Genomic DNA, 20,357 nt, shown 5'->3' on the forward strand with positions numbered 1-20,357 from the left:
CGCGGCCGGTTGCCACGACCATCGAGGTCGCTGGAGACGGGTATGAGCGGCCGCTGATTGTGCTTGAATACCTCTAGAACCTGTTTCAGTCAGCGATGACGGCCCGGTGGTTGATATGCGTGCGACGCGTCCCGATATTCCGCGAGATTTCGATGTCACGGATCCGGATATGTGGGCCCGGCGGGTGCCGGTCGAAGAGCTGGCGGAACTGCGCCGTGCGGCTCCGATCTGGTGGAATGCCAAGTCGCCCGGTTCCGACGGTTTTCCGGACGACGGATTCTGGGTCGTGACCAAGCACGCCGATGTCAAGGAGGTGTCGCGGCGCAGCGACGTGTTCTCCAATGCCGAGAACACCGCGCTGCCGCGATACGGCGTCGAACTCACCCCCGAGCGGATGGAGATGCAGCGGCTGGTTCTGCTCAATCAGGATGCGCCGCAACACACCAGGATGCGCAAGCTGATCTCGAAAGGGTTCACGCCGCGGGCGGTCAACGGGCTGCGCGCGGAGTTGTCCGCCCGCGCCGAGGCCATCGTCACCGCGGCCGCCGAGGCGGGCGCGGGTGACTTCGTCACGCAGGTGGCGTGCGAATTGCCGTTGCAGGCGATCGCGGAATTGATCGGCGTGCCGCAGGAGGACCGGATGAAGATCTTCCGGTGGTCCAACGAGATGATCGGCTACGACGACCCCGAGTACGCCGGCGTCGACCCGCTGGCCGCCTCCGCCGAACTCCTGGCCTACGCCTGGCAGATGGCCGAGGCGCGAAAGTCGCAGCCGGCCGACGACATCGTGACCGAACTGGTCCACGCCGACGTCGACGGGGAAGCGCTGACCTCCGAGGAGTTCGGCTTCTTCGTCATCCTCCTGGCCGTCGCGGGCAACGAGACCACCCGTAACGCGATCACGCACGGCATGATCGCGTTTCTCGAAAACCCGGATCAATGGGAGCTTTTCAAGTCGCAGCGGCCCAAGACCACCGTCGACGAGATCGTCCGCTGGGCGACGCCGGTGAGTACGTTCCAGCGCACCGCGCTGGAGGACACCGAACTCGGTGGCGTACCGATCCGGAAGGGTCAGCGGGTCCTGATCGTCTACCGATCCGCGAATTTCGACGAAGAGGTTTTCGACGCTCCGTTCACCTTCGACATCACTCGTGATCCCAACCCGCACTTGGCATTCGGCGGTACGGGCGCGCACTTCTGCATCGGCGCCAACCTGGCCCGACTGGAGATCGACCTGATCTTCAACGCCGTCGCCGACCACCTTCCCGACATTCGCAAACTGGGCGACTCACGCCGATTGCGGTCGGGCTGGTTGAACGGGATCAAGGAATTCCAGGTGCGCTACCGGGGCGAGTGAGGACCGTCTCCACCACCGCGAACCGTCGATGATTTTCGGCCGCGGGCATCGTCTCTTCTGCGTACTCGACAGAATGGATGAATCGATGCAGATCCTGGCTCGCCTGTGTATGAGCGCCGACGGCTATGTGACGACTCCGGACGGTTGGCCGCCTCAGGTCGTCGATCCGGTGCACGGTCCGGGCAGCCACGGCATCGCCGAATTCCTGCGTACCTGCGAGGCAGCCCTGATGGGCCGTACCACCTTCGAACCGGCACTGACCGCCGATCGCTGGCCGTGGCCGGATCTGGAGGTCTTCGTCCTGGGTTCGCATCGGCCCGAGGGCACGCCCGACGATGTGATCGTCGACGACGATCCGGTCCGGTTGCTGGAGAAGGTGCGTGCGGCCAATCGCGGCGGTGATGTCCATCTCATCGGTGGGCCCGGCACGATCGAGACCTATCGCGCTCTCGGCGTTCTCGACAAACTCGAACTCGTCATCCTGCCGTTCTTCGTGGGCAGCGGCATGCGCCTGACCGATTCGCTGAATCCGCAGACCGATCTGGCATTCGAGAGTTCGCGGCCCTTGGACGGTGGCGGTGTGGAGATCGTCTATCGAGTGTTGCCGACCCGCGCATAGCGGCCGTCGAAACCGTTGCGCCTCAAGCGTTTCCGCATCGGGCGGAGCTGTCGTCGGCACCCTCGGCCGCATGGACGGTGTGCAGGATCCAGTTGCCGCGGGCGCCGGATTTGGCGTCGTACAGCGAGGTGTCGGCCGCGTCGAGCAGCCATTCCGGGTCCTTGCCGGCGACCGGTGTGACGACGGCTCCGATGCTGGCGGAGATGTGGAGCCGGTGGCCGCCGACGATGAGAGGATGCGAGAGGGCGCCGCGCAGGCGGTCCGCGACCGCCGCGACTCTGCGGGTGTCGGCTGGGGGCGGGATGAGGGTGACGAATTCGTCGCCGCCGATTCGCGCGACCAGGCATCCGTCGTCTTGCAGGCTGTCGTGCAGGCGCCGGGCGACGGTGGCCAGCACCTGGTCGCCGACGCCGTGACCGTATCGGTCGTTGACCTCTTTGAAGTGGTCCAGGTCGGTGAAGCACAGTCCCATCAGATCGTCCTCGCCGGCCGCGGAGATCACCGATTTGAGGGTGTCGAGGAGATGGCGGCGGTTGGGCAGCTCGGTGAGCGCGTCGTGGCGCGCCTGATAGTGGAGCTGCTCCTGCAGTTGGTGGCGTTCGGTGACGTCTTCGCCGATGGCGAGCAGATAGTCAGGCCCGAAGGCGCTCCGGACATAGGTGATCGCGAATGTGGCCCATCCGGTGCTGCCGTCCGCGCGCTGCAGGCGCCGTTCGATCTTCGCCGTGCCCGCCCTGGCCGGCACGAGGTCGTCGTAGACCATCGCGCGGATCGCGGCCTGATCGTCGGGGTGGGCGAAGTCGTAGACGCTGATGCCGCGCAGCGACTCGACCGGTACCCCGATCATGTCGGCCAGATGGGGATTGGCTTCCAGCAGAACACCATTCGTGTCGCCGATCGCGATGGCGATGGACGCGTGGTCGAACACGAGCCGGAACCGGCGCTGGCCTTCCTCGACGTCGTCGGCCCGGATCGCTTCGGCGAGGAAGTGGTGGCCGTGGCCGAACGCGACGAGCAGGGCGGCCATACGCGGGCCGGTCTCGGGGTGATCGCTGAATTCGGTGAGTCGGTGCAATACCGGCGCGGATACGACCGGCACGGCGGGATCGGTGAGCCGGGCACCCGCCAGCGCCGCTCCCGCTCGGGAGCCGGCGGCCGCGTCGAAGGTCTCCGCGGTGAGACTGGCGTGGAGTTCTTCCAGAAGATCGCGCAGAAACGAAATTTCTACGGTGGCGTAGGAAGGGTGAGCGGTAATCGTCGCCAGCGCGCGCTCCCATTGCTGGGCGAGTGCCGTGCTCAGATCGTCCACTCCAACTCCCCATGTCCGATGCGCTTCTGCTGCTACTTCGGTGCCCGGCGAAACTTCCCCCGGCTGGTACTGCTGATCGTGACGCTGCAGACAAAGGTACTGCATGCCCGATTCGTCACGTCATCGGTGGACTGCTCACCGGTGGTGAGCCTCGGCGAATATCGACCGGCCCTTGTAGCGGGAGGTGGCGCATTGCCACACCCAGCTCGCCTGGACGCATTGATCGAGGTCGTCGGCGTAGGCGGTGACGGCGGCGGCCAGTGGTGGGCTGAGTGCGGGGCAGCGGTCGAGCAGATCCTGCCGTAGCCCGCGGAAGTCGGTGAATCGCTCGCGCACGATCTGCGCGGCGCCGAGCACGGCGTCGGCCAGCGTCGCGCCGGGCGTATTGAGCAGCAGAATCGAGATGAGGTTGAAATCCGAGCGGTCCACGATGACCTCCTTCTCGAAGGAGAAGACATCGTTCATCAGCGCTCCGACTTCGGCGGTGAGACGTTCCAGCGTGCGCAGATCCTCGGCGAGGCCCGCGGCCGCGAGCCGGTCCCAGGGCAGGGTGGTGTCGCGCGCGAACTCGCACAGCTGGATCGCGGGGTACATCCCCGAGACCTCGTTACGCAGGGCGATGTAGTCGTCGACGCTGAGCAGGTCACCGCGTGCGCCGACATTCTGATCGCGGATCGCCGAGCGCAAATGGTCGATCGTCGATGCGCGGAATCGCTCCAGCCACACCGGCTCGGCTTGATCGGTGAGGGTCGTCAAGAATTCGACGGTCGCCTCGACAATGGGCGTGGAGTTGTCCGGCCGGATCCGGCCGGACTCGAATAATCGACACAGCCGGTCGACCTCGAGTTGTGCCTGCGCTCGCTCGGCCTCGGACAGGTGGCTGAACTTCTCGCGGCCCACGGTGTCGTTGAGCGCGAACAGGATTGCGTTGTAGATACCGATCGTCGTCATCCGCGCGAGGCTGATCGTGCGTGGATGCAGGTAGGGCGTCATCGAGTTGTAGGCGGCACCACCCCTTTCCAGCCAGATCCGGTGCCTGCGGCAGAAGGCCTCGACCTCCGCGCAGGCTCGGGCGCCGAACCGGTTGGGTCTGAAACTGCTGCAATATTGCGCGATATCGCAGTCGTCGGTACTGAACAGAGCGCGCAGTGACCATCGATCCTCATGAAGAAGTTCCTGGTACTGGGCGTGCATTGCGGCGATATCCGATGCGATCTGGGGCATGTACTGCACAAACGTCTCCCAATCCGTGAGCGGCATCCGCCGGCTCGAAACTGTCGCCGGCAGTTGGTGATACCGGGTACCAGTATTTCACCGGGGCAGCTGTGGGGAGTGGGTATGCGAAGCGAACGCATTTCGGAAACCGGCACGAACCGCCGGTCGTGGAGCGGTCACTCGCGCGCCGGCACCAGCTCCGGCAGCGCCCATGCGCCGGTGAGGATCTCGGGGCGGGGCCGGTACAACCGGACCACGACGTTCCAGCCCTCGGGGGTGGGGATCGCGTTGGGAACGCTGTCGGGGAAGTCGCCGAACCGGACCGTGACCGATCCGTCCGCGTTCGGCACTCCGGTGATGTTGTTGACGCTGTAGCTGTTTCGCGGATTCTTCTCGAAATAGCCGGCCGCGTTGTAGACCGAGACCGACCAGAACCCGTCGACGGGCACCTCGCGCAGGGTGAACTCGTAGTTGCCGGGCGGCAGGTCGGGAGCCACGCCGACGTAGGAGGCTTCCTCGCTGGGCAGCCCGCCCCAGCCGGCCGCCGTACCGATCAGATGACGCACCGGGTCGACCTGATCGCGGCGGCCGAACGTAGCGTCGAAACCGTTCATGCCCGCGGCCAGGGTCAGCAGCGCCGTGCGGGTGGCGTCCAGCCCGGCGGTGTCGTAGTGGGGTGGGACGAACTCGCGCGCCGAGCCGGCGGTGAGCGAGAGTCCGTCTTGCAGGGCCGCAACCGCCGCGAGGTCCTCGGCGGAATTCGGGTCGGCGAGGATCCGTACCGCCACCAGGGCGTAGTCGGTGCCGCAGTCGTCGGACCGCAGTTCATAGGATCCGGCATCGTGAAAGACCTTTTCGACGTAGTGGTCCTCGCTGACCACCATGGCCGACAGGTATCGGTCGCCGTGTTCGGGCAGCGTCACGGTCGCGCCCGCGGCGAGGTCGACGACGGCGAAGCTGTAGAGGGTGTCGCGGTTGAGGCGGATCACGGTCTGACGATCGATCGAGGCCGGTTCCCGATTGTGCAGAAAGGTGTTGATCCCGCCGGCGTCGCGCTGCAGATCGGCGAACATCCGATCCGTCTCGGCCCGCACGAAATTGTCGACATTGACATGCACCGCCATCGCTGTACTCCTCACTGTTGCCGACAAGCCCGATACGGTCCCTATTGTGGTCCACGCGGTCCGTTCCGGGCCGCTTCGCGCATCTTGACCCGAGTCGTGTCTCGAAACGATGGGCACCGCGCCGGGCCGGTGACGGCGCTGGTCATCGTGCTGTCTACTGCACGTACGGCCCTGCGTGGCCCGCGGCGTCCAACGGGCCGGGTCGGCGATGCGGGGGTCGGGGTTGCCGATGTCAGCGTGGTGCCGCTGCGGCCACGGCCCATTCGCCGAGTGTGAAATGTGTTCCCCTGCGGCGTATTTCGACTGCTCCTGGTCCGGCGAGGTGGGCGGGGATCACCAATTGCCGTCGGTCGGCGGCGCGTTCGAGAATTCGGCGCCGGGTGGTGGCGGCCCGGTGTGGGTCGAGGCACAGGCAGCTGCTGTGGGAGGGTTCGAGCAGTTGCAGTGGGCTGTGGACCATATCGCCGACGAAGACGGCGCGGTCGGTGCCGGAGTTCACCTGCAATACCGCGGAACCCGGGGTGTGGCCGGGTGCGGATTCCAGGATCAGGTTCTCGTCGATCCGGTAGCTGTCGTCCCAGAGGACTGCCTGACCGGCACGGTGGATCGGTGCGACGCTGTCGTCGTAGAGCAGCCGGTCGTCGGGGCGGCGCCCGCCTGCGTAGCCGCCGTCGGGCCCGAAGTAGGCGTCGTCGCCGGCCGGAATCAGATACCGAGCGTTGGGAAATGTCGGCACCCATTGCCCGTCGACGTCATGAGTGTTCCAGCCGACGTGATCGCCGTGCACATGAGTGTTGATCACGAGATCCACATCGTCCGGATGCACCCCGGCACGAGCCAGACGGTCGAGGAAATCACCGTGACGGTGGTGGAACAACGCGCGGGCGGGCCGTTCGCGCCCGTTGCCGACGCCGGTGTCGATCAGGATCGTGCGCCCGGCGCTGCGCACTACCCAGGTTTGGATTGCCGCGACCGCCAACTCGGTAGCGGGATCCCAATGATCGGGTGCGAGCCAGTCCTCGTTGTCGCGCCAGGTCCGATCGGTCGTGTCCGGCAACAGGTCGGGGCCTGGCATCAGGGTGCCGTGCCATTCGATCACGCGGAAGATTTCGACATCACCCAGCACGATGCTCTGCGAACTTTCCATACTCGCGACGGTATGGACCGCAACCGAGCCGATCAATGCCCAGGATGCTCACTTGAATACGCAAACGGATCAACCGTGAGCGGCTCTCCGTAGGATTGCTATGTGGATGTGCTGAGCGATGCGATCGCGGCCGTGCGACTGGGGCAGCCGTCGTCGAGCCGGCTGTTCACCCGCGAGCGCGACTGGTGCACCCGGCTCGCGCCCTACTCCGGCGCCGGCTTCCACATCGTGTTGCGGGGGAGCTGCCGATTGCTTCCCGACCAGGGCGATCCGGTGACCCTCGGCACCGGCGACGCGGTTCTGCTGCCCCACGGGACCGGGCATCTGCTCGCCGACCGGGCCACCGACACCCCGGCTACGACACGGGCGATCCCGTTCGAGCAATGGCGGGCCGCGCAGCCGAATGAAACAGACTCGGGCGCAGGCGGTTTCGAGGTGTTGTGCGGCACATATCGGCTCGACCGCCGAGGGCAGCATCCCCTCGTCGCGGAGTTGCCGACCGTCATCCACCTCCCGGATCGCATCGGCGATCATCGCGAACTGCGCGCCGCCATCGACCTGCTCGCATTGGAAGCCGACCAGCGCAGCCCCGGCTCCTGCATCGCCGTTCCGAGCCTGCTCGATCTGCTGCTGGTCTACATGATCCGCGCGTGGATGAGAGAGAACGATGCCGGTCTCTGGTCGGCCGCGCTCACCGACCCGGTCACCGCCACCGCCCTGCGGGCACTGCACTCCGCACCGGCCGCGCCCTGGACCACCGACAGCCTCGCCGCGGAAACCGGAGTCTCGCGCGCCACTCTGACCCGCCGATTCGCCGGCCTCGTCGGCCGGCCGCCGATGGGATATCTGACCTGGTGGCGCCTGACGCGAGCCGCCGCACTGCTGCGCGACACCACCGACCCCTTGCCCACCATCGCCGAACAGGTCGGATACGCCAACCCCTACGCCTTCTCCCACGCGTTCAAGAAGCAATTCGGCACATCCCCCGGCCGCTACCGCAACGACCGCGAACCTTCCGCTGTCGACCGGTGAGCGTCGCCCCGGTCCCTTCTATCACCGAGGAGAGCGAGCGAGCCCTGATAAGTGACGAATGATGCAGTCCTGCTGCTGAATTCGTCTTCGAATGCGTCCGGCTCCCGGGTGAGCCGACTCAGCTGAGGTGTGCGCATATCGCGGCCATGATGCGGGTCACGACTTCGTCGCCTTGTGCGCTCGATGTGAGGTGCGCGCGCGAGCACCATCAATGCGAGCGCATCGTCGACCCGCAGTCGCAATCCATCCATACAGCACGCACGGAGCCACACCCTGTCGCCGCACCGTGGTGTCAGGGGTTCGGGTGCTCCTGGATGCGGGGGAAGGGTTGTTCGGCTTCGAGGAGGTAGGCCAGTTCGATCAGGGTGCGTTCGTCGCCGTGGGCCGCCGATAGTTGCACGCCGACCGGCAGGCCTTCGGTGGTGCGGCCCATCGGCAGGGAGATCGCCGGGGTGCCGGCGATGTTGTTCAGTGGTGTGTAGCTGACGTAGCGGGTGAGCCGGTCGATCAGTTCCGGGAAGGCGACGGTCGGGGCGATGTGGCCCAGCGGCGGTGTGGTGTGTGAGAGTACCGGCGACACAACGACTTCCAGCCGGGCGAACATTCGCGCATATGCCGCCGGGATGCGCCGCAGTCGGCGCAGCGCCGCCGGCGTGCGGTGCAGATTGCGGCGGTGATGGGCGCGCAGTCCGCGGGTGAGTCCGTCGGTGGCGGCCGCGTCGAACGACCGGTCCAGGATGAGCTTGCCCGTGCTCACCGCGAGATCGGCCAGTAGCGCCCAGTATTGGACGAAATCCACCGCGAACTGCTCGGTGACCGGGAGGGCGATCGGTTCGACGACGTGCCCGGCCTTCTCCAGCAGTGTGGCCGTGTGCTCGACCGCGGCGCGGGTGGGCGCGTCGACCTCGGCTCCGGTGACGCTGTGCATGAGCAGCCCGACGCGCAGCCGTCGTTGTGCCGGGCCGCGGACCTCGCCGATGGGGGCGAGTTTCGGGTTGCGCCAGACGTTTTCGGCAGCGGCGACGAAGGCCGCGGTGTCGCGCACGGTGCGGGTGAGCACGCCCTCGGAGATCATGTGGATCGGCACATGCCGCGCCTGTTCGCCGTCGATGTGGCGGCCTCGGCTCGGCTTGAGCCCGACGAGCCCGCCGCATGCGGCCGGGATGCGGATGGATCCGCCGCCGTCGTTGGCGTGGGCGATCGGGACCACGCCCGCAGCGACGAGTGCGGCCGAACCGCCCGACGAGGCGCCGATCGAGCGATCCAGATCCCACGGGTTGCGGGTCGGAGGTTCGGTCATGAATTCGGTGGTGGCATTGAAGCCGAACTCCGGCAGTCGCGATTTGCCGAGCACTGTGAGCCCGGTGCCGAGGAACTGCTCGGCGTAGGCGCCGTTCTTCGCGGCCGGCCGCGCCCGGAACGCCTCGCTGCCGTGGTTGGTCGGCAGTCCCGCCAGGTCGGTGTTGTCCTTGACGAACGTCGGCACGCCGTAGAGGGCGGAATCGGACTTCGAGTGGTAGCGCGGGGCGTCGTAGATCGCGCAGGCGACGGCGTCCAGTTGCGGGTCGACCGCACGTGCTCGCTCGATGGCGGCGGCGGCGAGTTCCTGCGGGCTCATCGAACCGTTGCGGACCAGTTCGGCGAGGGCGACCGCGTCGTGCTCGGCGAGCGCATCGTCGCGAAATGCGTGAAGGGACGTCATGGCGGCTGAGTCTAGAAGAATGTACAGACTCTGCCCAGAGGAAAACTGTAAGAAGTTACAGAGATGGCCTAGGGTTGCATCGTGACCGCGCGCCGCCACCGTCCCAGTGCCCTGGCCCGACGCGAAGCCCTGCTCGCGGCCGCTGTCGAGGTAGCCGCGACCGTGGGTGTGGCCGGGGTGACTCATCGCGCGGTCACCGAAAGAGCCGGACTGCCGCTGACCACGGTCGGCTACTTCTTCGACTCGATCGACGCGCTGACCGAGGAAGCGCTGCGGGTCTATACCGACGCCGACGCCGATACTCAGGTCGCGCTCGCCGAGGCGTTGGCCGAGGCGCACAGCACACCCGACGAGATCGCCGCCGCGCTGTCGTCGGCCGCGACCCCGCGCTCACCGGAGACGCCGGCGTTGTTCGAGGCCTATCTGCACGCCGCGCGGCACCCGGAGTTCCGCGATGCCGCCGCGCGGGCGCTCGATGCCGCACGCCGGGCAGCGGCCGCGGGTGTGCGCGCGGCCGGAGCCCCGGAACCCGACGCGGCCGCACCGGCGTTCACGGCCCTGGCGCACGGGTTGGCACTGCACGAACTGGCGGTGCCGGGCACGCTGCCGCCGGATTCGGTGCATGCGGCGTTTCGCGCGCTGTTTCTGGGATTCTTGCTCGACAACGGTCATGTGGAGCTGGCTCTGCGACTGCGGCGCCATGCCGCGGCGGACGATCAGGTATCCGAGGGCGATCCGTCGCCCGCCGAATCCGATGCGTGACAACGTCATTCGCGTCGCGTGTGCGCCTACTGGGCACGAATCCCGATGTGCGCACCCCTGCGGCGGTGCTGGGCGGACTGGTTGTAGGCGCGGTCCAGGTGCTCACCCCGGTCCGCACGCCAAAGGTGCAGCTAACGGGTGGAACTCGGTCGAGTAGGTCCGCGGCGGCGTAGTGCCCGCGTCGGCATGACAGCCGCAACTCGGAATCGTCGGCGATCGAGTGCGCGTCGATGAGCCCCACTTGCACGCCGCCGCGTGCCCGCTGTGATCAGGATCGTTGCCGCGGCGCCGACGTGCGTGCACTATCGAAGTCGGCCGATCAAGGATGCTCGTGCGGGGCCGATCGAGCCCGAGCTGCCAAATCCGTGAAATCCCTCGAGGACTGGGCACTCTCTCCTTCGTGAACGGCGCGTGCCGGCCCCGGCACGGCGCGGCCGGTGGTCCAGGCCGGTCTCCGGTACGCCTTGGCGGCGATAGCAGCAACGGAATTCGTCGCGGAGAGGAGCGAATGAGATGACAGACACCCTGACCGATTTTCCCACCGCACCCCTTCGGCTCGCACGCCCGGTCCCGGTGGCGCGGGCGACGCCGCGAAACCGGGTTCCGGCGACCGGGGTCGCGCGGGAGTGGCAGCAAGCCAAGACGGTGCTCGTCACCCGGGTCGCCGGGCCGAAGCAGTTGGTGACCGTGCCACGGCTGGTTGTCCCTATCGGACTCGGCCAGCTGGCATTTCGCGTCTCCTCCCGAGCTCCGGAAGCCGACGATCTGCTGCGCGACGGCCGTGTGCTCGTCCAGGCCGGCGATTGGCGCGGACATCCGGCGCTGGGGTCCCACCAGCGCCAGGGACACGCGCAGGTGGTGACCGCAGGCACGCTGGTGTCGTTCGTTCAAGCCGAGATCGAGGCCAAGTACCGGTGGCAGATCCCCCTGGCGAAGTTCGGCCACCGGCTGGCACGCGGCAGCGCCCCCTACGGCGACGTCGTCGTTCTCGTCACGGTTCACGAGCCCCCGTCCCCGATGCTGCCGCCGACGCCCTGACCACGGCCGACTCTCGGCGACCCAGCCTGTTGTCGGCGAACATTGCCGTCTCACCGAACGTAGCGATGCCGCCGGGGTGGCGATCGGCCCGGCGGCACCGCAACGACTTCGCGTAACCCGTCATGCCTGCCGGCTCACGCGCAGGCCGACGCCGGGCAGGACGCCGGCCTTACTGTTCTGTTACCCATTCCGCGATCGCTAGCAAACCTTCAGCGCTCGAGTATCGAGCGAAAAGTACCTGCTGAGCGAAGTATTCAATCGGCGTTTCCCTCCGCGTCACCCTCAGGCAATGGCAGGCTACCTCGGTCGAGGGTGGTGGCGAAGACTCGGTCGAGGGTGACGATGCCGGCGTCGTGGGTGCGGCTCCGAGTGCGACGCAGACGATCCGGGCACGTTTACAGTCGGATCCTGCTCTTGCGGACCTGATCACGGTGGATCCGTCCACGCGGGAAGCGAGCGGCTCGATTGTGGTGGTTCCGGGGCGCCGATCCGGGAACCAGTGTGGTCTCGGCGAGGTCGATCGAGTCCTCCATCAGTGCATCGTGCAGCGGGCGCCACACGAGAGGCCAAGTGAGTCGAAACCGACGCACACCCTGGACTCGCTGCTGGACGCCGCTGCCGACCTGGCGGCCTCCCACGGCCCCGCCGCGGCGCACGCAATCCCGGCGCCGATCCGACCGATACCGCCGAGGTCCTCGACCGGATCGTCCGTGACGTACTCGGCGAAACGGGCAGTGTGACAGCACATTTCGAACGCCGGAGCTGAGCGGTTCGGCGTCTCCTCGGACGCACGAAGAACAGGTCGAATCAGGCCGGTGGGTGCGGTTCGCGAGCGAGGTCGTCGCCGAAATGTCGGTGCTTCATGACACTATCTGCCGCTATGACTGCTTCAGCTGCTACGGCGCCTGGCATTCCGATCACGGTGTCCGATGATTTCGCGAGGCGTACCTGTCTCGCGGTGGCCGAGAATGCCGCACCAGCAGGGTTTCTCGGAAAGCTCAGGGCATCATGAGTGCCCAGACCGGTGGGTTGGGGTGGATGTACGGGCGCGATCTGCCTCTGCTCGGCCTCACCTTCGCACGCGACATGACGGCCCGGCAGTTGTTGGAGCGGATGGATGTCGATCAGGACACGGTGGCGGTGCGTGCGCAGGACGATTTCTTCGCGGAGTTCGGTGACCTCCTCTACGTGAACGGCGCGTATGTGGTGAGCGCAGGACAGTACGGCCGGTGGGCATGGGCCTGGGAACACGGCAGCTGGAAGTGTGCCGAGGATCGCGACCTCGTCCGTCGGGCTTCCGCCGGAACCGCTGCTCTCGTACTGCTTTACAACGAGAACCCCATGGTGGAGTTCCTGTACGCCGAGAACGGCGAGCTCGTCACCGGCCTCAACACGCTGCTGAGTATGAACCTCGCTCCACAAGACAGGGCCGGCAGCGACCCGCACCGCTTCGACGACCAGATGCACGCACTAGGCGCCCGGCTCGACGGCGACGAGTGCGAATACGGCCCCCTGGGATTCCGCGGCCTGTTCTACAAACTGGCCGAGAACCTCGGCGTGGGCATCCCTCAGGAAGACCTCATCCAACGCCCCGTCCTCAGCGGCCGGCTGCGGCCGCCGACCGCATAGCCGCCGCTACTCGCAGCCGCACGTTGCCGGCACGACCGCGCATCGGTACCGATTCGGCCGTTTACCACTGGTGAGAATCGCAGCCGCAGTAGGCTGCTGTCGGTCGCCGGCTCGACGATGGGAAAGTATGCGCGCTATCGCAATTCGACTCGCCGCGGCCGTGGCCGCCATCGCAGCAGTCGTCACGTCGTTCCAGGTTGCGCCTGTGGCACACAGTGATCGGACCGGAATCCGCCTCGCCGCGGCGCAGTGCAGCCTGGCACCGACAGCCGGCACGGTCGTGCGGACTATCGGTACCAGGATCTATCGGCTCGACGTTCCTGCCGGCCTGACGGGGCACTCGGTGCCGCTGCTGCTCGCCGAGCATGGAAATGCCAGCAATGCGGCAGATTTCGAGCAGGTCTCGGGCTGGACTCCTTATGCGGCCGCGCACCACTTCATCGTCGCCTACCCGCAGGGCAACGCGAACAATCTGCCGCTGGATCCCGGTAACGGTCTGGTGGGCAACGATTGGGAGTTTCAGCAGGGCTCGATCGATGTCCAGTTCCTGCGCTCGGTCGTCGCCGACATCGAGGCGACGTGGTGCGTCGACACCGCACGCGTCTACAGCAGCGGGTGGTCCGACGGCGGCATCATGTCGCAGCGGATGGCGTGCGACGCCCCCGACGTCTTCGCGGACGTAACCTCCTGGGAGGGCGGCGATCCCACCCTCCCGAACCCAACCCTGCTGATTCCCAGTCCCGGATCGCCCTGCAAACCCGCTCGGCCGATCTCCGTCGGCATCGCCCAGGGGCAGATCGATCCGATCTCCGATCCGCTGGCCGGTGTGGCCAACGTCGACGCATGGGTAGATCGCGATGGCTGCCCCGTCCCGCCGGCCAAGTCCAGCGACGCATTCGGCACGACGGCAGGCTACGGACCGTGCCGGAGCGGGACCTCCGTGCAGTACCGGGTGGAAAACGGGCAATTGCATCAGTGGCCGTCCGGCGCGGCCGGCGAGGACCTGCGAGATCGACTGTGGAACTTCATGTCCGCCACGACCCTCCCGTAGGAGCCGAGCGGGCAGTGCGTCGTTCCCGGCGTCCGATGCGCGTCATTCATGGGCGAAGGCGCGGTCGGTGAGGGCGCCGATCGCGGGTTCGAGGGTCTCGGCGTAGCTGACCGTCAGGTGGTTGTCGTCGCGGAACACCAAGGTATTGCCGACGATGACGGGACAGCGGGTGGCGGTGCAGAACAACGGGGTGAGATCGGCGTACTGGCCGCCGCCTGCCGTCGTTGCTGCCTGCTCGGCCGCGACGCCGGCGTCGTTCACCCCGGCCGGGCGTGCGGGTGCGCATGCGGTGGCATCGTCGAGGTGTTCGGACAGGCACGTCGGCACCGTGGTGTGGGGATCGGGGATCGGCCCGAGAACGAGAACGGCCGAACCGATCGCGCGGAGTTGGGCAACCAGGCGGCCCAGGCTCTCGACCCAGGCTCGATCGTAGGAGACGAAACCGAAATCGCCCCCGTAGCGCCGGGACATGTCCAGGACGATCAACCGCGGGTGTTCGTTTCGCAGCCGATTCAGCACCTGGCCGCGCCATTGCTCGCATTCGGTGTACTCCCGGTCCAGGTACGGGCTGGTGATGGGCAGGTCCAGCAGCGGGCAGGTGACCTTGGCCATCGTTTCCAGCCGCCAGTGCCGCGCCTCGGCGATCGGCTCCAGCGCCGGATTCCACATCGCCGCATGGGAATCGCCCACCAAAGCCACCGTGGTGGGCGAGTCCGGATCACCCGAGGCGCACTCGGCCTGGCCGACCTCGCGCCACGACCGGACACAGCCATTGGTGAACACATCGGCCTTGTCGCCGGGCGCGCTGTCCAGCGAGGGGGTGAGATTCGATGGGACAGCACGGATTTCGGCCGAGGCGGCGACCGCGGTTTGCGCCTGTGCCATCAGCTGCCGGACCGCCTCGTCGCGGGGGTCGGCGGCGGGCGCGGCCGAGTCCCGGGGCGTGGTGAGTACGAGGGACGGTGCCGCCACACCGTGACCGACCGGGGCGGGGACGAGCACGAGCAGCGCGAATGCCACACTCGCGGCGAGCGCGGTGCAGGCGCCCCCGCAGGCGAGACTGCGCACGGCCGAGTTCCGCAACGGCGCCGCGAAGCGAACCGGATTCTCGATCGTCCACTGGGTGAGCATGGCAAGCCCGCCGGCCATCACGAGCGCACCGAGTGCGCCGACTCGCCCGAGCGGGTGGCCCAGCATATGCGGCGCCAGCAGCAACACCGGCCAATGCCACAGGTACCAGGCGTAGGACAAGCCGCCGATCGCCCGTACCGGACCGCGGGTCAGCAGTGAGCCGACCCCGAAACGTGCTCCGGCACAGCCGGATACGATCATCAGAGTGGTGCCCGCGACGGGCAGCAGGGCCGCGCTGCCGGGATACGGTGTCCTGCCGTTCAACTGGGTGCAGGCCACCACGACCAGAACCAGGCCGATCCATCCGGCCGGTGCGGCCACCGAGTGCGGCAACCGGGACCACACGGCAACCGAGAGCGCGATCAGGCCGCCGGCGGCCAATTCCCACGCCCTGGCGGGCAGCGAAAAGAACGCCCAGGGCGGCAGCGTGCCGGTCCAGATCAGTGAGATCGCGAACGAGAGCGCGGCGACCACCGCCAGAATGATCAGGTAGGGGAGTGCGGTGGCCGATCCGGTGCGGCGGCGCCGCACGAGCCACGCCGCCGCGACGATGAGCAGCGGCCACACCAGATAGAACTGTTCCTCCACGCCGAGTGACCAGAAGTGCTCGAACGGCGAAGGGGGCTCGCTCGCCGCGAGGTAGTCGGTGCCGCGCAGGGCGAGCCGATTGTTCCCGACATACAACGCACTGGCGATCCCGTCGCCGAGGACCTGACGCGCCTGCAGCGGCGGCAGCAGCACCACCGCGCCGATCGCGGTGGCGACCACCACGATGCCCGCCGCGGGCAGCAGCCGGCGAGCACGTGCGCCGTAGAAACGGGCCAGCGCGACGGTGCCGCCGGCCCTCACCTCCCGGCACAGTATTCCGGTGATCAGAAATCCGGAGATCACGAAAAAGATGTCCACACCGACAAATCCACCGCTGATCCCCGGAATTCCGGCATGGAACAACACAACCGCCACGACCGCGACTGCTCGCAACCCCTCAATATCGGGCCGAAATCCCTCCCGGGGCTGCGATGCCTGGTGAACCCGGTCTGCCTGCCGATTTGCCAACCCGCTTACGGCCGTGTCCGTCATGTGCAGCATTGTGGTGGATCGACCCGGTCGTGACGCGACGACGTGCCGATTTCGTGGCTTGAAGAAATTCGCCGCTGCCCGGTGTGCCACTTATGGTCGAATTACGCGGTTTTCGCGTCGCTGAATTGTACGAATCCCGGATCGGAATGTAACCGCTTGTGTCCGAACCGGTCCGGCCGTTGTCTGCGCTCGAAGTCACCGCCGGCGCCTTCACGCCCGAGCGCGACGAGGGCCCCGGCGGCTCGGTCCGCCGGGGTCCTCGACCTCACCGTAGAAGACGGTGAGCGGTCGCGCGAGCGAAACAGGCAGCGGAGCTGTCGATTTCATGTCTGCGAAGTTGCCGGATGCGGGTTTGCTCGTCCGGGGGGATGCGCTAGGTTGTGAAGCGCCACAACATCACACGCTGTCGGGGCGGCGCTTTCGCCGATGTTTTGGTGTGTGCCACGGGTTTCCGCGGGCCGGTTTGCCCAAGCCGGCTTGTTGTGCCCTCGACTTCCTCATTGAGCCGGGGAATCGAGGGACCGGAAGGCCCGGTGCCGGCGAGGGAGCCCTGCCACTGGTCATCTCACGCCGGCACCGTGTCCAGCCGGGAAATCGCAGGCCACGCTACCACTTCGAGTGTGTTCCTTGCTGACTGCTGTGCGCACTCGCCGACGCTCGACCGCGAAGGCTGGCGGGACCGCTCGCGGGCCTGAACGGATGAAACAGGGGTCTTCCGGTGTGGGCCGCGGTGCGGCGCGCGGTGTCGAGTTGCTGTTGTGCCCGAGTGAGTCGGGCCTGAGATGCGGCGAGTCTGGCGTCGGCGGCGATCAGCCGCGCTGATGAGCGCCGGATCGCCTCGGTGGCGATTTCTAGTATCTGGTCATTGCCCATGTCGGCTCCCGATAGCCGTGCTGCGTTTCGCCGATCCACGACCTGGAACCCGCGCCCGGGTGAAGCCGTGCCCATGAGCCTCGCCCCCTCCGTCCGCTCGGGTACTTCGGATCTACCCGGTCCCCACGCCCGCGAAACCCAGCCCACACATGTGACATAAGCACTTCCTCTGGCAGCCGAAAATCTGTCGTGTCGGGTGTAGACATTCGCTCGATGCCGTTGTAGAGTCGCTGTTGTTCGAATTAATGAGTCCGAGTGGCCGGGCAGGTGAACTGCCCGGAAGAAGTAGGTTCCACCGTCCCCTTCCGGCGGATGACAGATAGACCCGGAGCAGTCGGCCGGACCCGCCGGAAGGGGACGAAACATCACCGAACAATCGAATGTCCGAGCACCGCAGCAATGTCGGCGATCCAGGAGGTGGTCACTGAATAGACGATCATCAGTTCCGCATCCGGGAAAGCAGCGGATGCGGTGTGTGGAAGCGGCCCTCACGGGCTGGTGAACAGTAATGACATCATTCCCCCTTCCGTAGATTCCAGGCCCCGGCGCAACCGCGCCGGGGCCTGTCGGCGTTGACCCCGAGAGGCCCTGTGCAACTACCCAACCCCCACTCCGCCGACGGTCCCAGTGCCGCCGACAAACTCGACGACGACGATTACCCCGCCTACTCGATGGGACGCGCCGCGGAAATCCTCGGTGTCACCCAAGCGTTTCTGCGCAGCCTCGACGCCGCGCAACTGCTGACCCCGCAACGATCCACCGGCGGGCACCGCCGCTACTCGCGCTACCAGCTGCGTATCGCCGCACGCGTGCGTGAACTCGTCGACGCCGGCAACGCCCTCGACGCCGCGTGCCGCATCGTCATCCTCGAAGACCAGCTCGCCGAGGCCCGACGCCTCAACACCGAACTGCGGCACACCCTCGACCAGCACAGCAACCCCACAGAGACGACGTGAACGTGCCCGACGCCCGCACCGGCCGGATGGATGTCTTCCTTCCCCAGGCGCTCGCCGTCGCCGTCCTCGACGCGGTGATCCGTCTCCACGTCGCCTCGGCCCTGGCTCGCACCGGCGAATCGGCCGCCACCATCGAGTACGGCACCGGCCGGTCACACTCGCCGGGGGTCACCCGCTGGCCGGTGTCCTACACCACCGGTAGTCTCCCGCAGCAGGAGTGACACAACCACTGACCAATCCCAGAGGTAGGGTTCAGCGGCGTCGCGTTGTGCCGACTTCTCATCGGCATATTCACCCAGTGCCCTGCCCGCAGAGACATCGGCGCGGTTAGTTCGGCCGGGGCGGGCGCGGGCCGGTCAGCGTTCATGTGACATGCTGGTTGACGAGCACGGGTTGTTGACATGATCGCTCGGCTCGCAACAGGAAGTTGTACATCAGTATGTCGCAGGGCAGTGTGAAGTGGTTCAACGGCGAAAAGGGCTTCGGCTTCATCGCTCAGGACGGGGGAGGCCCCGACGTTTTCGTCCACTACTCCGAGATTTCCGGCTCCGGCTTCAAGTCCCTGGATGAGGGACAGCGCGTCGAATTCGAGATCGGCCAGGGCCAGAAGGGCCCGCAGGCCCAGAGCGTTCGCGCCATCTAGGGACCGAGTCTCCACGAAACCCGCGCCTGTGGCGCGGGTTTCGTGCTTTTCGGAGGGTTGCCGGCCCGGGCGGCAGAGCGTTCGCCGGCATCCGGCCGGGCATGGGCGGTATGCGGATGGCGTGGGCCCACGTGGACACGGACGGCAGATTCCCGTAGCGTCGAGGTAGAAACCCGGTCTCGTAGCAGCGGAGGGTGGACTACAGGGTCCGCTCGGCGCTTCTGATCCGGAGACGGGATCACGGTCCTGACGATCGACTATCGGATCGGCAAACCACGAGCGGTCGAACGCCGCTGGATCACTCTTCGCAACCAGCGCCTGCATGATTCGCTTGCTCGGGGTGTGTGTTCTCCATCGCTCACCACAGGACCGCCACGGGCCGCGAACGGGCCCAGCGCCGGCGACGCCGGAGCGGAGCGAACCGTTCGGCTCGGCGACATCCCGACCGATCTCACGATCGTCACGTCGCCGGCTTCCCTCAATGCGGCCGATCCGCGGCCGAGTCAGGAGCGTCGGCATGAACTGCCCGACCCGCCCCATCCCCAACACCGCACACCTGGACCGCGAGCATGGCGCACGCGTGCAACTCAAGACAGCCGAGACGAAAACGGGGTATGTCGACGGCGCTTGGTGGCCGCACAGCACCGATCTCGCCGCCGAACTGCCCCACCTGATCACCGCGATCGCGGGACGGCTCGACTCGATTCACCGCGTGGTTTACCAGCCCGGCGAATGGACTCCCACCCCACAACAACTTGCCCACGCCGGACGCAGTGTCCGCCTCGACGGGAACCGGCACGGCACCGCGCATACGATCGAAATCCTCGGCGCCCGCGACCGGCGGCAGATCCTTCTGATCATCCCGTCACACACCGATCCCCACAGGGCCGCCGCCGTGATGGCGATGGCCTGCCGCGTCGACGACGAATCCACGATCGACCAACTGCTGGCCCAGCTTCCCGGACGCACCGGCAGAGCCGCAGCCCTACGACAGTGGCGCAGCAGCGGAACCATCCGCCGGGTCGACACATCCGGCAGCGCACACCAGCTACCTATCCGATAACGACAGAGAGAACTCACCATGAGCGACAGAGCATCCGCCGGACCTCAGCTGTTCAGCCACGAATACACCGCACCGGACAGCACTCCCGCCAGTGCAATCGACACCGACCTGCGACCGAAATTCCTTTCCGCGCACGAAGACCGGCAACACGACGACTAACCCCAGCCGCACCTCGATTTATCATGGCGGCTCCCGCAGGCGCCGCTTCGACCGCACCGGCATCGGCGTCGAGAGGCCTACCGACGCCGTACAGTGCGCCATCGGCAGATCGAACACGGTCGTCACCGCCGGCCGCCGATACGAGTCACCGGAACTCGCGGGCGAGGACATCGCCGCCCTCGGTGGCACCGATATCGCAGCGCGGCAACAGGATCGGCACCGACTCACCGAGCGTGTCGTAGAGCGTCGGCGACGGGTCGATATCGCCGAGAGCGAGGTGCCGACGGCCCTCTCGGTTCGACATCCGGCGGGCGCGGTGGTGACGTACCCCGGCCGTCGGACGATCGGACCTATCGGTGCATCGTTGCCGACGCTGAGCGAGACGCCGAAGTGATGTGAACTGGATCCGCTGCCGACGGCGTGCGCCGGGAGATTCGGTGGGGTGTGTCACCGGTCTTAGTTTATAC

19 protein-coding genes are annotated in these 20,357 nt (G+C 67.0%); 12 read left to right on the plus strand and 7 right to left on the minus strand.

Annotated features, from left to right (window positions below):
* The first annotated feature begins 115 nt into the window (after positions 1–115).
* Together A5789_RS24800 and A5789_RS24805 are read left to right on the plus strand one after the other, a co-directional pair.
* Positions 116–1,357 carry a cytochrome P450 gene (locus tag A5789_RS24800; RefSeq protein WP_064906919.1) on the plus strand — a complete coding sequence of 414 codons (1,242 nt, stop codon included), beginning with the start codon at positions 116–118 and terminating at the stop codon, positions 1,355–1,357.
* Positions 1,358–1,430: 73 nt separating this feature from the next.
* Positions 1,431–1,976, plus strand: a complete 546-nt coding sequence (locus A5789_RS24805; protein ID WP_197516709.1) for a dihydrofolate reductase family protein — start codon at positions 1,431–1,433, stop codon at positions 1,974–1,976.
* A 22-nt stretch (positions 1,977–1,998) separates the two neighbouring features.
* Here A5789_RS24805 and A5789_RS24810 read toward each other — a convergent pair whose 3' ends face one another.
* From A5789_RS24810 to A5789_RS24825, 4 genes are all read right to left on the minus strand, one after another.
* Positions 1,999–3,285, minus strand: a complete 1,287-nt coding sequence (locus A5789_RS24810) for a sensor domain-containing diguanylate cyclase (protein ID WP_064906918.1) — start codon at positions 3,283–3,285, stop codon at positions 1,999–2,001.
* Positions 3,286–3,420: 135 nt separating this feature from the next.
* Positions 3,421–4,509: a terpene synthase family protein gene (locus tag A5789_RS24815; RefSeq protein ID WP_082857176.1), complete on the minus strand. Its 1,089-nt coding sequence runs from the start codon at positions 4,507–4,509 to the stop codon at positions 3,421–3,423.
* Positions 4,510–4,676: 167 nt separating this feature from the next.
* A complete protein-coding gene (locus A5789_RS24820) occupies positions 4,677–5,624 on the minus strand; it encodes a DUF1214 domain-containing protein (protein WP_063015732.1) in 948 nt (315 codons plus the stop codon).
* A 232-nt stretch (positions 5,625–5,856) separates the two neighbouring features.
* A complete protein-coding gene (locus tag A5789_RS24825; protein ID WP_064906917.1) occupies positions 5,857–6,771 on the minus strand; it encodes an MBL fold metallo-hydrolase in 915 nt (304 codons plus the stop codon).
* Between the two features lie 102 nt (positions 6,772–6,873).
* Here A5789_RS24825 and A5789_RS24830 point away from each other — a divergent pair, with 102 nt between their 5' ends.
* Positions 6,874–7,803 carry an AraC family transcriptional regulator gene (locus A5789_RS24830; protein WP_064906916.1) on the plus strand — a complete coding sequence of 310 codons (930 nt, stop codon included), beginning with the start codon at positions 6,874–6,876 and terminating at the stop codon, positions 7,801–7,803.
* A 292-nt stretch (positions 7,804–8,095) separates the two neighbouring features.
* On the opposite strand, the gene A5789_RS24835 is transcribed toward A5789_RS24830, so the two are convergent.
* Positions 8,096–9,505: an amidase gene (locus A5789_RS24835; RefSeq protein WP_064906915.1), complete on the minus strand. Its 1,410-nt coding sequence runs from the start codon at positions 9,503–9,505 to the stop codon at positions 8,096–8,098.
* An 81-nt stretch (positions 9,506–9,586) separates the two neighbouring features.
* Between A5789_RS24835 and A5789_RS24840 the strand changes: the two genes are divergently transcribed.
* The 4 genes from A5789_RS24840 to A5789_RS24860 all read left to right on the plus strand — a co-directional run bounded on the left by A5789_RS24840 (position 9,587) and on the right by A5789_RS24860 (position 13,985).
* Positions 9,587–10,267 carry a TetR/AcrR family transcriptional regulator gene (locus tag A5789_RS24840; RefSeq protein ID WP_064906914.1) on the plus strand — a complete coding sequence of 227 codons (681 nt, stop codon included), beginning with the start codon at positions 9,587–9,589 and terminating at the stop codon, positions 10,265–10,267.
* Positions 10,268–10,780: 513 nt separating this feature from the next.
* On the plus strand, positions 10,781–11,305 hold the full coding sequence (locus tag A5789_RS24845) for a hypothetical protein (protein WP_064906913.1): 525 nt from the start codon (positions 10,781–10,783) through the stop codon (positions 11,303–11,305).
* A 1,038-nt stretch (positions 11,306–12,343) separates the two neighbouring features.
* On the plus strand, positions 12,344–12,934 hold the full coding sequence (locus A5789_RS24855; protein ID WP_064906911.1) for a DUF6461 domain-containing protein: 591 nt from the start codon (positions 12,344–12,346) through the stop codon (positions 12,932–12,934).
* A gap of 205 nt (positions 12,935–13,139) precedes the next feature.
* Entirely contained in the window at positions 13,140–13,985 is an 846-nt protein-coding gene (locus tag A5789_RS24860) for a PHB depolymerase family esterase (protein ID WP_197516711.1), read from the plus strand.
* A 42-nt stretch (positions 13,986–14,027) separates the two neighbouring features.
* On the opposite strand, the gene A5789_RS24865 is transcribed toward A5789_RS24860, so the two are convergent.
* Entirely contained in the window at positions 14,028–16,205 is a 2,178-nt protein-coding gene (locus A5789_RS24865) for an acyltransferase family protein (RefSeq protein ID WP_082940936.1), read from the minus strand.
* Positions 16,206–17,740: 1,535 nt separating this feature from the next.
* On the opposite strand from A5789_RS24865, the gene A5789_RS24870 reads away from it, so the two are divergent.
* The 5 genes from A5789_RS24870 (at position 17,741) to A5789_RS36885 (ending at position 19,890) form a co-directional block, all read left to right on the plus strand.
* Positions 17,741–18,025 (plus strand): MerR family transcriptional regulator, encoded by a 285-nt coding sequence (locus A5789_RS24870; RefSeq protein WP_082940941.1) that lies wholly within the window; start codon positions 17,741–17,743, stop codon positions 18,023–18,025.
* Positions 18,022–18,246, plus strand: a complete 225-nt coding sequence (locus A5789_RS24875) for a hypothetical protein (RefSeq protein WP_064902765.1) — start codon at positions 18,022–18,024, stop codon at positions 18,244–18,246. The genes A5789_RS24870 and A5789_RS24875 overlap by 4 nt, the downstream gene beginning before the upstream one ends.
* A 218-nt stretch (positions 18,247–18,464) precedes the next feature.
* Positions 18,465–18,668, plus strand: a complete 204-nt coding sequence (locus A5789_RS24880; protein WP_030517997.1) for a cold-shock protein — start codon at positions 18,465–18,467, stop codon at positions 18,666–18,668.
* Between the two features lie 517 nt (positions 18,669–19,185).
* Positions 19,186–19,731 carry a DUF5994 family protein gene (locus A5789_RS24885; RefSeq protein WP_064902766.1) on the plus strand — a complete coding sequence of 182 codons (546 nt, stop codon included), beginning with the start codon at positions 19,186–19,188 and terminating at the stop codon, positions 19,729–19,731.
* An 18-nt stretch (positions 19,732–19,749) separates the two neighbouring features.
* Complete coding sequence (locus tag A5789_RS36885; RefSeq protein ID WP_156055821.1) at positions 19,750–19,890, plus strand: hypothetical protein; 141 nt, start codon at positions 19,750–19,752, stop codon at positions 19,888–19,890.
* 145 nt (positions 19,891–20,035) lie between these two features.
* On the opposite strand, the gene A5789_RS36890 is transcribed toward A5789_RS36885, so the two are convergent.
* The gene (locus A5789_RS36890) at positions 20,036–20,194 is read right to left on the minus strand and encodes a hypothetical protein (protein WP_156747602.1); all 159 of its coding nucleotides are present in this window, start codon (positions 20,192–20,194) and stop codon (positions 20,036–20,038) included.
* Positions 20,195–20,357: the final 163 nt, after the last annotated feature.

Source organism: Nocardia sp. 852002-51101_SCH5132738 (assembly GCF_001665695.1).
GTDB lineage: Bacteria > Actinomycetota > Actinomycetes > Mycobacteriales > Mycobacteriaceae > Nocardia > Nocardia nova.